Origin of the sequence: Odoribacter sp. AF15-53 (assembly GCF_003479425.1) — a bacterium.
Lineage (GTDB): Bacteria > Bacteroidota > Bacteroidia > Bacteroidales > Marinifilaceae > Butyricimonas.
In genome coordinates this window covers 50826-65568 of the sequence record NZ_QUHC01000006.1, presented here as the reverse complement: position 1 = coordinate 65568, position 14743 = coordinate 50826, and the positions used below count along the sequence as shown (strand labels likewise).

At 43.1% G+C, this 14743-nt stretch carries 15 protein-coding genes and 3 tRNA genes; 14 read left to right on the top strand and 4 right to left on the bottom strand.

Translation table 11 applies throughout. The annotated features are described in order from the left end of the window. The first annotated feature begins 32 nt into the window (after positions 1-32). The 3 genes from eno (at position 33) to DWW52_RS13380 (ending at position 3459) form a co-directional block, all read left to right on the top strand. The gene (eno, locus tag DWW52_RS13390; RefSeq protein ID WP_118716018.1) at positions 33-1316 is read left to right on the top strand and encodes a phosphopyruvate hydratase; all 1284 of its coding nucleotides are present in this window, start codon (positions 33-35) and stop codon (positions 1314-1316) included. A gap of 113 nt (positions 1317-1429) precedes the next feature. Further along, the gene (locus DWW52_RS13385; RefSeq protein WP_118716017.1) at positions 1430-2083 is read left to right on the top strand and encodes an MIP family channel protein; all 654 of its coding nucleotides are present in this window, start codon (positions 1430-1432) and stop codon (positions 2081-2083) included. A 380-nt stretch (positions 2084-2463) separates the two neighbouring features. Further along, positions 2464-3459 carry an IS110 family transposase gene (locus DWW52_RS13380; RefSeq protein ID WP_118716016.1) on the top strand — a complete coding sequence of 332 codons (996 nt, stop codon included), beginning with the start codon at positions 2464-2466 and terminating at the stop codon, positions 3457-3459. 178 nt (positions 3460-3637) lie between these two features. On the opposite strand, the gene rsmI is transcribed toward DWW52_RS13380, so the two are convergent. Beyond that, positions 3638-4339, bottom strand: coding sequence for a 16S rRNA (cytidine(1402)-2'-O)-methyltransferase (gene rsmI, locus DWW52_RS13375; RefSeq protein WP_118716015.1), 702 nt, complete (start codon positions 4337-4339; stop codon positions 3638-3640). A gap of 404 nt (positions 4340-4743) precedes the next feature. Here rsmI and DWW52_RS13365 point away from each other — a divergent pair. From DWW52_RS13365 to DWW52_RS13320, 10 genes are all read left to right on the top strand, one after another. Beyond that, positions 4744-4815, top strand: a tRNA-Glu gene (locus DWW52_RS13365). A 28-nt stretch (positions 4816-4843) separates the two neighbouring features. Continuing rightward, a tRNA-Glu gene (locus tag DWW52_RS13360) sits at positions 4844-4915 on the top strand. A gap of 22 nt (positions 4916-4937) precedes the next feature. Beyond that, positions 4938-5009, top strand: a tRNA-Glu gene (locus DWW52_RS13355). 28 nt (positions 5010-5037) lie between these two features. Beyond that, positions 5038-5289, top strand: coding sequence for a 30S ribosomal protein S20 (gene rpsT, locus DWW52_RS13350; RefSeq protein WP_118716013.1), 252 nt, complete (start codon positions 5038-5040; stop codon positions 5287-5289). Positions 5290-5435: 146 nt separating this feature from the next. Next, a complete protein-coding gene (radC, locus tag DWW52_RS13345) occupies positions 5436-6131 on the top strand; it encodes a DNA repair protein RadC (protein ID WP_118716012.1) in 696 nt (231 codons plus the stop codon). A gap of 244 nt (positions 6132-6375) precedes the next feature. Further along, entirely contained in the window at positions 6376-6969 is a 594-nt protein-coding gene (grpE, locus tag DWW52_RS13340; protein WP_118716011.1) for a nucleotide exchange factor GrpE, read from the top strand. Between the two features lie 19 nt (positions 6970-6988). Beyond that, positions 6989-8140, top strand: coding sequence for a molecular chaperone DnaJ (gene dnaJ, locus DWW52_RS13335; protein WP_118716010.1), 1152 nt, complete (start codon positions 6989-6991; stop codon positions 8138-8140). Positions 8141-8155: 15 nt separating this feature from the next. After that, entirely contained in the window at positions 8156-9100 is a 945-nt protein-coding gene (locus tag DWW52_RS13330; RefSeq protein WP_118716009.1) for a LysR substrate-binding domain-containing protein, read from the top strand. A gap of 25 nt (positions 9101-9125) precedes the next feature. Continuing rightward, positions 9126-9704: a D-sedoheptulose 7-phosphate isomerase gene (gene lpcA, locus DWW52_RS13325; RefSeq protein ID WP_118716008.1), complete on the top strand. Its 579-nt coding sequence runs from the start codon at positions 9126-9128 to the stop codon at positions 9702-9704. Positions 9705-9736: 32 nt separating this feature from the next. Further along, positions 9737-10408 carry an inorganic pyrophosphatase gene (locus DWW52_RS13320; RefSeq protein ID WP_118716007.1) on the top strand — a complete coding sequence of 224 codons (672 nt, stop codon included), beginning with the start codon at positions 9737-9739 and terminating at the stop codon, positions 10406-10408. Between the two features lie 82 nt (positions 10409-10490). On the opposite strand, the gene DWW52_RS13315 is transcribed toward DWW52_RS13320, so the two are convergent. The 3 genes from DWW52_RS13315 to DWW52_RS13305 form a co-directional block, all read right to left on the bottom strand. Further along, positions 10491-12026: a YifB family Mg chelatase-like AAA ATPase gene (locus DWW52_RS13315; protein ID WP_118716006.1), complete on the bottom strand. Its 1536-nt coding sequence runs from the start codon at positions 12024-12026 to the stop codon at positions 10491-10493. Between the two features lie 73 nt (positions 12027-12099). After that, the gene (locus DWW52_RS13310; RefSeq protein ID WP_118716005.1) at positions 12100-12861 is read right to left on the bottom strand and encodes a UDP-2,3-diacylglucosamine diphosphatase; all 762 of its coding nucleotides are present in this window, start codon (positions 12859-12861) and stop codon (positions 12100-12102) included. Positions 12862-12885: 24 nt separating this feature from the next. Next, the gene (locus DWW52_RS13305) at positions 12886-14046 is read right to left on the bottom strand and encodes a TlpA disulfide reductase family protein (RefSeq protein WP_118716004.1); all 1161 of its coding nucleotides are present in this window, start codon (positions 14044-14046) and stop codon (positions 12886-12888) included. Between the two features lie 176 nt (positions 14047-14222). On the opposite strand from DWW52_RS13305, the gene DWW52_RS13300 reads away from it, so the two are divergent. Continuing rightward, positions 14223-14645, top strand: coding sequence for a hypothetical protein (locus DWW52_RS13300; RefSeq protein ID WP_118716003.1), 423 nt, complete (start codon positions 14223-14225; stop codon positions 14643-14645). The last annotated feature ends 98 nt before the right edge of the window (positions 14646-14743 follow it).

The following is a 14743-nucleotide window of genomic DNA, read 5'->3' as shown; positions in this document are numbered from 1 at the left end:
CAATTTATTTACGAACTTTAAAAGTTAAGAGAATGTATATTACGGAAGTTATCGGAAGAGAAGTGTTGGATTCGAGAGGGAATCCGACCGTAGAAGTGGATGTGATTTTGGAATGTGGAGCTATGGGTCGTGCTGCGGTTCCATCGGGAGCATCCACGGGTGAACATGAAGCATTGGAATTGCGTGATGGCGATAAAAAGAGATATGGTGGTAAAGGGGTAACCAAAGCTGTGAATAATGTGAACACGGTGATTGCGGATGCCTTGTTGGGAATGAATGTTACGGATCAAGTGGGTATTGACCGGATTCTACTTGAGTTGGACGGAACTCCGACCAAGAGTAATTTGGGTGCGAACGCTTTGTTAGGGGTGTCTTTGGCTTGTGCGAAAGCGGCTGCTAACGCGTTGGAGATGCCGTTATATCGTTATATTGGTGGGGTGAATGCAAAAGTTTTACCGGTACCGATGATGAATATTATCAATGGCGGTTCTCATTCTGACGCCCCTATTGCCTTCCAAGAATTTATGATTCGCCCGGTTGGGGCAGAGTCGTTCCGTGAAGCGTTACGTATGGGTGCGGAGGTTTTCCATAGTTTGAAGAAAGTGCTTCATGACCGTAATTTGAGTACGGCCGTGGGTGACGAGGGTGGTTTTGCTCCCGCGTTAAAAGGTACGGAGGATGCTCTAGAATCTATTTTAAGCGCAATAACGGCTGCCGGCTACAAACCGGGAGAGGATGTTATGATCGGTTTGGATTGTGCTTCTTCCGAGTTCTACAAGGACGGAATTTATGATTATTCCAAGTTCGAGGGAGCTACCGGAGCGAAACGTACTTCCGAAGAGCAAGTGGCTTACTTGGAAGAGTTGATTTCCCGTTACCCGATTGATTCTATCGAAGATGGAATGAGCGAGAATGACTGGGAAGGCTGGCAATTACTGACTCAACGTATCGGGGATCGTTGCCAGTTGGTCGGAGACGATTTGTTTGTGACAAACGTACAATACTTGAAGAAAGGTATTGACATGGGATGTGCTAATTCTATCCTGATCAAGGTAAACCAGATCGGTACTTTAACCGAGACATTGGATGCTATTGATATGGCTCATCGTGCAGGTTACACGTCAGTGACTTCACATCGTTCCGGCGAGACGGAAGATTCCACGATTGCCGATATTGCCGTGGCTACCAATTCAGGACAAATTAAGACCGGTTCGTTAAGTCGTTCCGATCGTATGGCAAAATATAACCAATTACTTCGGATAGAGGAGGAATTAGGAGATAATGCCCAATTCCACGGACGGAAGTTTAGCAAGTAATTTGCAAACATATTATAAGAATGGCCCGAAAATTTCGGGCCATTCTTACTTATTTGTCAACATACAGACTTATTTTATATTATATTTGTATGTAAAAATCTAAAAACAAGTTTATGAAAAAGTATGTAGCTGAAATGATTGGAACTATGGTGCTTGTACTTATGGGGTGCGGTAGTGCCGTGATTGCCGGTGCTGAAATCGGTTTTCTGGGAATTGCTTTTGCTTTCGGTTTGTCTGTTGTGGCTATGGCGTATGTTATTGGTGGTATTTCGGGATGTCATATCAATCCTGCGATTACATTAGGGGTTTTCTTGACGGGGCGAATGAGCGGAAAAGATGCTGGAATGTATATGTTATTTCAGGTGATCGGTGCTTTCATCGGTTCTGCGATTCTTTATGTGATTTCTTCCGGGATGGGCTTGGAAGGGACTGGTGCGAATATGTATGGAGAGGGGAATCTGGTTCCGGCTTTCGTGGCGGAGTTTGTATTCACGTTTATCTTTATCCTGGTTGTTTTAGGTTCTACGAGTGCTAATGCTCCTGCTGGATTTGCCGGATTGGCTATCGGTTTGTCGCTGGTGTTGGTTCATATCGTGTGCATCCCTGTCACGGGAACTTCCGTGAACCCGGCTAGAAGTATTGCTCCTGCGATCTTCGAAGGCGGTAAGGCTTTAAGTCAGTTGTGGCTGTTTATCGTGGCTCCGTTTTTGGGTGCGATGCTCGCTGCCGGAGTATGGAAATACTTTGAGTGTCAAAAATGTAAGTAAGGTATGATATAAAACGAGGCTGTCAGAAAAGTCTCTTTCCTACAAAATCACTACCCCTTCCGACTCCCCCTTACACAGGGGGAGAGTTGATTACCAATTGGTTTCCCCTCCCGTGTAAGGAGGGGCTAGGGGTGGTAGTTCTATGTAAATTGACTTTTCAGACATTTACTTTTGCAGTATTAAAACATAAGTTAATAATATATCTTTGAAAAAAGAGTTGCGGTGAACTAATTTTCGGACTAGTCTTTAATGACTATAGGCTGGATCAGACTGCAACTCTATATTTCAGGAGAACCTAGCCAGTTAGAATTTTAGGCGTCAGGGCCTGTTAAATGTATCAGCTGCTTCTCCTTCATGTTTAATACTGTAAATACAAAAGTATGAATTATTCTTATATTGTCGGTCTTGATGTGGGCAAAAAATCTTTTGACGCTTCTTTAATGTCTTCCGATGAGGAGGAATTATGTCACCGTCGCTTTGCTAATAGTGAATCTGGTATTCATTCTTTACTTGATTGGGTTAGTTCTCGTGTAACGACTCTTGATAGAGCCTTGTTCTGTGCAGAAAATATGGGTAGTTATGTAACCAGTTTATGTTTGTGTAGCCAGCAACTGGGTTTTTCATTAGCCCTCGAATGCCCCCTGGCCATTAAGAAATCAATCGGTTTACAGCGTGGAAAGAATGACCGGGTTGATGCTTTTAGAATCGCTTCATATGCAGTGTCGCGTCACCGGAAACTGAAGTTATATAAATTACCTGATAAAAATCTGGTCCAGTTAAGAGCCTGGATGTGTATCAGAGATAATCTGGTGAAGCAGAAAGTATCTGCCATTAAACTGTTGGAGATTACCACGGAGACCTCGGTGCTGACAAATCTCTCTGCATGCAGAACATTTTTAGAGGGACAACTCTCCATGATAAAAGAGAAAATCTCTTACGTGGAACAGGAAATGGAGAAAATTATAAACTCCAGTGTCTTACTCGCGGAAAACTATGAATTACTCACCAGTATCAAAGGTATTGGTATGATCAATGCTATTGTACTGTTGTGTGTAACAGATAATTTCCGACGATTTAGCGATCCGAGAAAGTTTGCCTGTTATTGTGGGGTAGCTCCTTTTGAACATACTTCCGGAACATCTATCCGGGGTAAAACAAGGACTTCACAACTGGCAAACAGAGAGGTTAAGGTGTATCTCACACGGGCTGCTATTACAGCTATGGTCTGGGATCCGCAGCTAAAAGCATATTATAAAAAGAAAACAGGGGAAGGAAAACATAAAGCATCCGTCATTAATGCCATTCGTGCCAAAATTATTGCAAGGTGTTTTGCTGTTATCAAAAGAAGAACGCCATTTGTGACACTCCGCGCATAAACAAACACGGGGGCGGAAGGATGGATTATTTTCTTTTCGAAAGTCTCTCACAAATACCGAGATTTTTGAAAAGAAAAAAAGACGTGCGTTGGGAAAAAAGAAAACCGCAATAAAAAAGACAGTTTATCACGATTTTCTTTTAGAAATATTTGCAAGAGACTTAGAATTCAACCTCATTTTATTCTGTTTCTTCTTCCTCGATTTCTCTCTTGGGCTTGCCTTCAACGATGATGACAATCTCTCCTTTAACCCCGACTTCCGTGAAATGGGTAATTAATTCCTTGAGCGTTCCCCGTTGGAAATCTTCAAATAGCTTGCTGATCTCACGAGCAACACAAGCCCGACGATTTTCTCCAAAGAATTCGGACATTTGTTCCAAGGCTTTAACGAGTCGAAATGGTGATTCGTAGAAAATCATAGTGCGTTCTTCTTCGGCAAGAACGATCAATTTCTTTTGTCTACCTTTCTTTTGAGGTAAGAAGCCTTCGAAGCAAAACCGATCGCACGGGAATCCCGAATTCACAAGCGCTGGGACAAAAGCGGTGGCTCCAGGAAGGCATTCTGTTTCTATACCTTGTTCGATGCAGGTACGGACGAGTAGAAATCCCGGATCGGATATACCGGGAGTGCCGGCATCACTGATTAATGCTACATCTTCTCCCTTGGCGATTCGTTCGGCTATCCGGCTGACTTGCTGATGCTCGTTGAATTTATGATGAGATAAGAGCGGCGTGCCAATTTCGTAGTGTTTTAATAACTTGGCCGAAGTACGTGTATCCTCGGCTAGAATCAAAGGTACTTCTTTTAAAAGGCGAAGCGCCCGTAACGTGATGTCCTCAAGATTTCCAACCGGAGTGGGGATGAGATATAATTTTGCCATAATAATTGAAAATTGAAAATTGAAAATTGAAAATGAAATCCAACTTCCAATGGGTTTTATAGGAAACAAAGATACAATTTATCTATATATTTTTCGGGATGTTGTCATGTATTTTGTTTTTTTGGGATTGTCATTTGAAAAGAAAAGGGAGCCTGTGATTGAACGAGTTGTACGTGTCTTGTCTGAATAAATCGGGATGTTTCTAATTGATAATTAGTTAATGTATGACCGTGATTTGTTTTATTGTGTTGTGTTTTAAAGATAATTCGGATATTAAGGTTCTGATTATTAGCAATGTATACCTGAGGTGTCGAGAAATAAACCGTGAGCTTGAAAAAATATTTAATGATTTCTTTGGTGGGAATGAAATTTGCCGTATATTTGCAACCGCTAAAGCAAAAGACGGTCCGTTCGTCTAGGGGCTAGGACGCAAGATTCTCATTCTTGTAACACGGGTTCGATTCCCGTACGGACTACTAAAGCTGAAGATATTGTATTTAAGATGGTCCGTTCGTCTAGGGGTTAGGACGCAAGATTTTCATTCTTGTAACACGAGTTCGATTCTCGTACGGACTACCGAAATTTTAGTGGGTTTTATGGTCCGTTCGTCTAGGGGTTAGGACGCAAGATTTTCATTCTTGTAACACGAGTTCGATTCTCGTACGGACTACAAAGTTGAATTAAATTAATTTGTAGAGATGGCAAATCATCAATCATCAGAAAAAAGAATAAGGCAGACTGAAAAAAGAAGATTACATAATCGTTATTACGCAAAGACTGCTAGAAATGCCGTTAGAAAGCTACGCGCAATGACTGAGAAAGAAACTGCAGTAGATTTGTTGCCGAAAGTTTCGGCTATGTTAGATAAATTGGCTAAAAAGCATATTATCCACAAGAACAAAGCTGCAAACTTGAAGTCTAGTTTAGCTTTGCACGTGAATAAACTGTAATTTTTTTATCCTAAAGATATTGAGGTAACAAGCAAAAAAAGCCTGTTACCTTTATTTCTATGTATCGGTTGATCTTGAGAATTTACTTCTCGAGATTTTTTTTATTGTTGAAAAATATTTAAATTGCCAGCTATAAAGATGCAATTATGGCTGATAATTATATTCCTATTTCTTCGTGGGCAGAGGATGATAAACCTCGTGAAAAGATGTTGTTGAAAGGTGTCGCTTCGCTTTCGGTGAATGAGTTGCTTGCAATTTTATTACGTTCGGGAAGTGGAGGGGAGTCTGCCTTGGATTTGGCCCGGCGGATTCTAGCGGATTCAAACAATGATTTGAACTTGCTGGCCCGTCTTTCCGTCTCGGATTTTATGAGTCGTTACAAAGGCGTGGGGATGGCAAAAGCAGCATCCATTATTGCGGCTATGGAGCTTGGGCGTAGGCGGGCGTTGTCAACAGTAAGAGAGGAACCCATGTTGACGACGAGTCGGGATTTGTATGATTATCTGCAACCTTTGATCGGGGATCTGGATCACGAGGAGTTTTGGGTGATGACGTTGTCAAGTGCTTGCCGAATTAAATCGTGTGAACGTTTGTTTTCCGGGGGAATAGAAAGTACGATTATAGATATTCGTATGGTGTTTCGGAAAGTGTTGGAGTCGAAAGCCTGTTCCGTCGTGATAGCTCATAATCATCCTAGCGGTAATGATCGCCCAAGTGCTCAGGATATCGTTTTGACTAAAAAGGTGCGAGAGGCGGGAAAAGTGCTGGATATTGTATTGCTAGATCACATTATCGTTTGTCCGGATCGTTATTATAGTTTTGCGGATAGCGGGATGCTTTAATCTGGGATTTTAGATTTATGATTTCAGATAAGGTGAATATAGATGGATGATTTTATGTGTGGTTCATTTTAAAATCTCTGAAACGTAAATCGTTAAATCACGTAATTGTTATATCTTTGTTGCTGCCAATCGTGACATGTTGGCATTGACGAGGTTTGTCAATGTGGCATATTGCTTGATTGGCAGGGATTTTGCTTGGCAAAAGACGAGTTATAATGTTTATTCATAAAAAAATATATACGATATGGCAGAAGAGAAGAGATCGGCTCAGGAAAACGAGGTTGAAGAGTCACAGACGAATGACGTGGAAAATGGAGGAGTGAATTCAGAAAAACATCACGAGGAATCTCACAAGAAGAAAGAGGATAAATCTTGCAAGAAGGAGGATAAACAACTGGAAGAGTTGGGACAAAAGTTGATAGAGATGAATGATAAATATCTGCGTCTCTCGGCTGAGTTCGATAATTATCGGAAACGTACTTTGAAGGAAAAGATGGAGTTGACCAAGAGTGCGGGAGAGCAGTTGTTGCAAAATATCCTGCCCGTGGTGGATAATTTCGAAAGGGCGTTGAAGAGTATGAGTACGGCCAAGGATGTTGTTGCTCTGAAAGAAGGGGTGGATTTAATTTATGCTAATTTCAAGACATTCCTGACGCAGAACGGGGTGAAAGAAATCGAAACGGAGAATGCTGATTTTGACACGGATATTCATGAGGCTGTAACGACAATTCCGGCTCCAAGTCCGGAGTTGAAGGGAAAAGTGTTGGATTGTATAGAAAAAGGATATTACTTGAACGATAGGGTGATGCGTTTTGCGAAAGTGGTCGTTGGTGAATAATATATAGATAGCGTGGTAAATGGAAAAGAGAGATTATTATGAGGTATTGGGGGTATCCAAGAATGCGGATGCAACCGAGATCAAAAAGGCATACCGGAAGCTGGCTTTAAAGTACCACCCGGATAAGAACCCGGGGGATAAGGAAGCGGAAGAGAAATTCAAGGAGGCCGCCGAAGCGTATGACGTGTTGAGTAATGACGATAAAAGACGTCGTTATGATCAGTTCGGACATGCAGGAATGGGCGGTGCCGGACAAGGCGGTTTCGGTGGTGGCATGAGTATGGATGATATATTCTCTCAATTCGGAGATATATTTGGAAGTTTCGGGGGTTTTAGCGGCTTCGGGGGCTTTGGTGGCGGAGGTCGTAGTGCCCGTCGGGTGAATCGGGGGACTAACCTGAGAGTTAAAGTGAAATTGAATCTTGCGGAGATCGCAACCGGAGTAGAAAAGAAGATTAAGGTAAAGAAGTATGTGGCCTGTCAACATTGTAACGGGACGGGAGCAAAAGACGGGAAGTCTTATTCTACTTGTTCCACTTGTAAGGGTTCCGGGCAAGTAACACGGGTACAGAACACGATTCTTGGAGCCATGCAAACGACTTCTACTTGTCCGACTTGCGAGGGAGAAGGAAAGATTATAAACGAGAAATGTACTTTCTGTAATGGAGAGGGCGTGTTGATGTCGGAAGAAGTGATTACAATCAATATTCCGGCGGGAGTGGGAGAAGGAATGCAACTGTCTCTGAGTGGTAAGGGAAATGCGGCTCGTCGCGGAGGTGTAAACGGTGATTTGATCGTGTTGATCGAAGAAGAGGAGCATCCCGAACTGGTGAGAGATGGTAATGATCTATTATATAACGTGTTTATCGGATACCCGGAAGCAGTGTTGGGGGAGACTGTTGAGATTCCGACAATTGAAGGGAAGGTGAAAGTGAAGATAGAAGCGGGAACTCAACCGGGTAAGATATTACGCTTGCGGGGTAAGGGATTACCTGACGTGAACGGGTACGGAAAAGGTGATTTATTGGCCAAGGTAAACGTTTGGATTCCCAAGAATTTGTCAAAGGACGAGAAGAAACTTGTAGAGAAAATGAAGGAGGCGGAAGGTTTTAAACCGGGTAGTGGCGATAAGAAGAGTATTTTCTCCAAGATGAAAGATTTTTTTGATTAGGAGAAATAATAATATATGATTACACTGACACAATTAGAGTATATCGTTGCTGTTGATGAGTACCGGCATTTTGCAACTGCCGCCGACAAGTGTTTCGTGACACAACCGACATTGAGTATGCAAATTAAAAAGCTGGAAGACGATCTGGGTGTAATCATTTTTGATCGGAGTCGGCAACCGGTAGTTCCTACCGATATCGGTTACAAGTTGATAGAGCAGGCCAGGACAGTACTGGCCTCGACTCAAAGGATAAAGGAGATCATAAACGAGGAGAAACAGGAGGTGGCAGGGACCTTGAAAATAGGAATTATTCCCACGCTAGCTCCTTATTTATTGCCTATATTTATCGGGGATTATATTCGTCGTTACCCCGGTGTGCAGGTGGAAGTGGAGGAGTTGGTTTCGGAAGAGATTATCAAGCGGTTGAAAAAGGATATGTTGGACGTGGGGATTTTCGTGACTCCATTCCATGACGAGAAGATCGTGGAACGCCCGGTCTTTTACGAGGAAATGCTTGTCTATGCTCACCCCGATCATGAACTTTTGAAGAAAAAAGACGTAGAAATACAAGATATTGCCACGCCCGAGATATGGATGCTGGGTGACGGGCACTGTTTCCGCGATCAAGTGGTGAACCTGTGTGATATGCATGAAACGCAGCACAAGAATCTGCCTTTCGAGTTTGAAAGTAATTCACTGGAGACGTTGATGAAGATCGTGGATCGCGAAGGAGGTTTCACGTTGATCCCGGAGTTGGCAACGCAGGATATGACCGAGGAAAAGAAAAAGCAGGTACGCTCGTTCACGACCTACACTCCTTTGAGAGAGGTCAGCGTAATATATTCCCGTCATTACGCGAAGCAAAGATTGATAGACTTGCTTTGTGAAGATATAAAACGTGTTGTTCCTCCGAGAATGTTGAAGAAGGAGAGGGGAAAAATCGTGGAATGGAAGAAATAGAGTAAAAAATAAAACCCTTAGAAGAATGGATAGTATCAAGAAAAGTTTTTTAGAGGCGCAGCAAGTATTAGCTGATTTCGTGGCGGATGAGGAGAAGTTAAAACAAGTCGGATTAGCGGCAGAGATATTATCCCGGGTTTTGAAGAACGGGGGTAAGGTGATCAGTTGCGGAAACGGGGGGTCGATGAGTGACGCCATGCATTTCGCAGAAGAACTTACCGGACGTTTCAGGGGGGATCGTCCCGCTTTGCCGGCTATGGCAATTTCCGATCCGACACATTTGACATGCGTGGCGAACGATTTTGGTTTTGAGTACGTGTTCTCTCGTTACGTGGAAGCTCACGGGAAAGCGGGTGACGTGTTGCTGGCAATCAGTACTTCCGGTAACTCGGAGAATATCGTTAATGCCGTGGAGGCTGCACATCGGAAAGGAATGCTGGTGATCGGATTGACCGGTAAGGATGGTGGTAAAATGAAAAACAGGTGTGATGTGAACATTTGTGTACCTTGGAACGGGTATTCGGACCGGATACAGGAGATCCATATCAAGGTGATTCATATCCTGATCGAGCAAATCGAGTTGCATCTGTTTTCGGAGCAGTAAAAGAGGTGTATGATTTTTTAATAAAATAAATTATGGGAAATAAAATTAATGACCCGATTGCCCGATTGATGGGGTTGAGGTACAAGTCACATCCGTGGCATGGTTTGGATATCGGGACGGATGCTCCAGCTGTGGTTACCGCGTTTATAGAAATGGTGCCGACAGACACGGTGAAGTATGAATTGGATAAAGTTAGTGGGTATATAAAGATAGATCGTCCGCAGAAGTATTCAAACGTGGTTCCTGCGCTATATGGTTTCTTACCACAGACGTATTGTGGTGATCTAGTTGCCGAATTTTGTATGGCACAAACGCAACTTGCGGATATTCACGGGGATGGCGACCCGCTTGATATTTGTGTCCTAACGGAGAAAACAATCTCTCACGGGGATATTATCGCGGAAGTACGTCCGATCGGTGGGTTTAGGATGCTGGATAAGAACGAGGCGGATGATAAGATTATTGCCGTCTTGAAACATGACGCCACGTACAGTATCTATAATGATATTTCCGAGTTACCGCATGTGGTAATTGATCGTTTGAGACACTATTTCCTGACATACAAGGATCTTCCGGGTGAGGAACGTCGTACGGAAATTACTCACGTGTATAATAAAGAAGAGGCCTACGAGGTCATTCGCCGAAGTGCCGAAGATTATAAAAATCACTTCCAAGGCTTGGAAGATATTCTAAGCCGGGTTTGAGAAAACTAAAAGTTAAAAACTAAAAGATAAAAGTTAAGGGAGTAATCAACTTTTATCTTTTAGTTTTTAACTTTTATCTTATTCATCCTCCCCATCCTTCCCGGTCGAGGCTACGGTATTGAATAGCTTCGGCGATGTATTCCGGTTTTATTTTATCGTTGTGATCGAGGTCGGCTATCGTGCGGGATAGTTTTATGATGCGGTCATAGGCCCGGGCGGAAAGGCCGAAACGTTGCATGGCTATTTTGAGTAGAGACACGCATTTATCATCCAAAGGACAATATTTTTTTAGTAAGGGAGAGGTCATCTGGGCATTACAATAGATGCCGGGATGTTTTTGAAAACGTGCGGTCTGGATGGCACGGGCTTCGATAACTCGTGTCCGGATTACGGCACTCGGTTCGCTGTCTGCAGAACTTGTGATCTTATCCAGTTCCACGGGAATAACTTCTGTGTGTATGTCGATACGATCAAGTAACGGGCCGGAAATTCTTGAAAGATATTTTTGCACGGACCCCGGGGGACATGAACACTCCTTTGTCGGATGATTGTAATAGCCGCAGGGACACGGGTTCATGGAGGCGATGAGCATGATATTGGCGGGGTATTCCACGCTAAATTTGGCCCGGCTGATCGTGATAGCCCGATCTTCAAGGGGTTGACGTAGGACTTCCAGTACGGCTCTGCGAAATTCTGGCAATTCGTCTAGAAAAAGAATTCCATTATGTGCCAGAGAGATTTCTCCCGGTTGGGGCCATGAACCGCCACCGATCAAGGCTATATCCGATATGGTATGATGCGGCGAGCGGAAGGGGCGGGCCGTGATTAACGAATGATCGCTTTGGATTTTCCCGGCGACGGAATGTATTTTTGTCGTTTCCAGTGCCTCTTCGATCGTCATGGGTGGGAGAATCGTGGGAAGTCTTCGGGCTAACATGGTTTTCCCGGAGCCGGGCGAACCGATCATGATCATGTTGTGCCCCCCGGCAGCGGCGATTTCCAAGGCCCGTTTCACATTTTCCTGACCTTTTACATCTTTGAAATCGAGTAGGTCGTTGTCGGGGAATGATTTCATGGCTTCCCGGTCGAAAGACACGGGAGAGAATGATTGTTCCTGTTTCAGAAAGGCAATGACTTCTTTGAGGTGGTGGAAACCATAAACTTCGAAATCTTGAACCACGGCGGCTTCATTTGCATTCTGGTAGGGTAGGAGGATTCCCTTGAAACCCTCTTTTTTAGCATGTATGGCAATGGGAAGAACACCTTTTACCGCTTGCAGGCTACCGTCCAGCGAGAGTTCGCCCATGATAATATATTTATCCAGTTGGGGGGTAGGAAGTTGTTCATTGGCAGCCAGAATGCCGATAGCGATAGGCAGGTCATACGCCGAACCTTCTTTTTTCACGTCGGCGGGGGCCATGTTGATGATTACCCGTTTGCCCGGTATCTTTAACCCGATTTCCCGAAGGGCGGAATCGATACGTTGTTGGCTTTCTTTTACCGCATTGTCCGGTAATCCCACGATAATGAATTTAGCTCCCCAGAGAATGTTTACCTCGATCGTGATGGTTAGGGCGTTGATCCCGTACACGGCACCTCCAAAAATCTTAACTAACATATTACCTGCTCTTATGTTTCACATACAGGCATGTAAGTTAAGATTATTTCGGTTGAAAGCAATGCGAAATACTTTATTTCTTGCGTTCTATTTTTTCTAAAGAAACTTTTTCCCCGTCAAACATGGCATAAGTGAAATGGGTAATCCAGTCGCCGGTGTTAACGTAATGACTGTCGGGTTGGAGTTCAAGGTTGAGGGGTAAATGGCGATGTCCGAAAATGAAGTAATCCACGTGTCGTTCTTTCAGGATGTTACGACAATACAGGACGATTTCCTCTTTATCATCACCCAAGTAACCCTTGGCTTCGATTTGCCCGTTTTCTTTCAGGCGGGAATGGGACGACCACTTGTTGGCCAAGGCGATTCCCCAATCGGGATGGATGAAACGGAAACATTTTTGCAGGAAACGGTTGTGAAATGCGTTACGCAGAAAAATGTAACCTTTATCGTTCGGATTCAGGCCATCACCGTGTCCGATGAGAAAAGATTTACCGTTTATCATAGTTTCGAGCATGGACGTGTGCAGGATAACGCCACATTCTTTTGCCAGGTAATCAAAGGCCCAGATGTCATGATTTCCTGTGAAAAAATGTACTTTAATTCCCTGATCGGTAAAGTTGGCTAATTCTGCCAGAAAGCGCACGTGTCCTTTAGGTACGACATATTTGTACTCGAACCAGAAATCGAACATATCGCCAAGCAGGTAAAGTTCCGTGCAATCCGGTTTGATGCCTTGCAAGAACTCCACGAGCATAATTTCTCTCTCCCGATTATTTTTCAATAGTTTGGCTCCCAAGTGAGCGTCTGAAAGAAAATAAACCTTCTTACCCTGCATGATGATATGTTCGTTCTATAATAATTATTTTTTCAACAAGTCATTCAAACGATCTTCCAAACGACTTCCGTACAAGTTTTTACCGACAATTTCTTTTTTCTGGTTAATGATATAGTTTGCCGGGATTGTTTTCACGTTCCAGGTTGCGGCAGCCCGACTCTGTAACGCTCCTTCATCCCATACGCAAATCCAGTTGATCTTGTTTTGTTTTACAGCGTCTTCCCAAAACAACTTGCTCTTGTCGAGGCATACCATGTATATTTCTACTCCCCGGTTTTTGAATTTGTCGTACACGGCTTTCATCTGGTTAATGTATTCCTGACTCTCTTTGACCGTGATCAAGCCGAAATCAAGCACGATGAGTTTTGATTTGAGCGAGTTCAATGAAACGAGTTTACCGTTGGCATCGGGTAAATTAATATCCGGTAGAGATCCTTCCGTGTTATTGATCACGGCAGCCAGTTGTTGGTTGCGGATAGCTTTGGATATTTGTTTCAAATGATTCATGATGGCTTTCGTGTATTGTGATTCGGGGTAAAGGGCGGTTAAAGATGAAGCTACAACTTTGAAGTAGTGCAAGTCTTCGAATTCGTCCATAACTCCCATGTTATCACCAATTTTTTGATAAAGAGCATAGTAAGATGCCGGGGATGTCGCGTGTTTGATGATGAAATCCCGTGTAAAGTTAATTTGTTTATTCACGGCTTCTTCCCACGCCTTGGCATATTCTTGGCGTTGGGCGTCATACGCGGCTTCTTTCGGGAAAGCCTGGTAAGCTGTTTTTAGCGAGTCCGTCAAGGTATTTGTGCGGGCAATCTGGAAATTGAGCAGTTTTATCCATAACGAGTTCTCGGAACCGTCAACCCAATAGTTATTCTTGATGTCGTTCAAGGTCCCGCTGATTTCAAGTTTTTCGTCCGGGCTGGCGATAACCGTGACCTGTTCGTTGTTAGAAAATCTTAGGGCATAGAATGTCGGGAGTTCAACGTTGAGTTTGAATTTGAATTCCCCGTTTTTGTTAATTTTCGTAGAATCGATTGTTGTCCTTGAACTTACATCAATTTGTTCCAGGTATACTTTCGTGTTGGCTGCATCTTTGATTGCTCCTATAATTTCGACATTTGTCTTTTCACTACAGGATGCGATAAGAACTACAAGTAGTCCAAGTAATAGTATTTTTCTCATAGCTTGTTGGAATGATATAAATAATCTACATCTTAATTTATGAAGTTCGAAAGTAATACTTTTTTTCTATTTTTTACATCGGGAAGAGGAATTTCGGGTAAAAAAAACCGTTAATAAATTGTTAATGCTATATTTCGAGGGTTCAGTATTTGAAAAATGTTTTATTTTTGCAAACAATGAAGCAGAGAAAATTAAATATTCCGGCTCTATTATTACTGTTTACCTTTTTATTAGGTACGGTAGGAGTGAATGTAACTAAGGTGTACTGTCATCGTTGTCAGGAATCTTATTTGCACGTGATGGTTATTCCTGCTGATGTCCCGTGCCCGTGTCAGCATGGGTGTGCTTGTTGTCATGCGTGTCATAATGCTCACAAGAAAAATTGTGATAACGCGAAGCAAGAACATACGTTTTATAAGGTGTCCGGAGATTGGGCTGCCTCTCATTTCGAGATTCAGTTTAATGATATGGAACAGGCGTGTGATGTTATGACGTTGTTTGCCTGTGACGAAAATTCAAATGTCAAATCTTTTAATTCTTCCTTTGTATACATAGATACTTCTCCGCCTTTGGAGGTGCTATGTATTTTCCGTTGTTGATTAAATTTTTGTCCGTGAAAGGAAGGTCGTTCCTCTCGTGTTCTCGTGTGATGAGAATTCGATAGCTTGTGGTACGTGTGGGAATTACCTTCATGAAA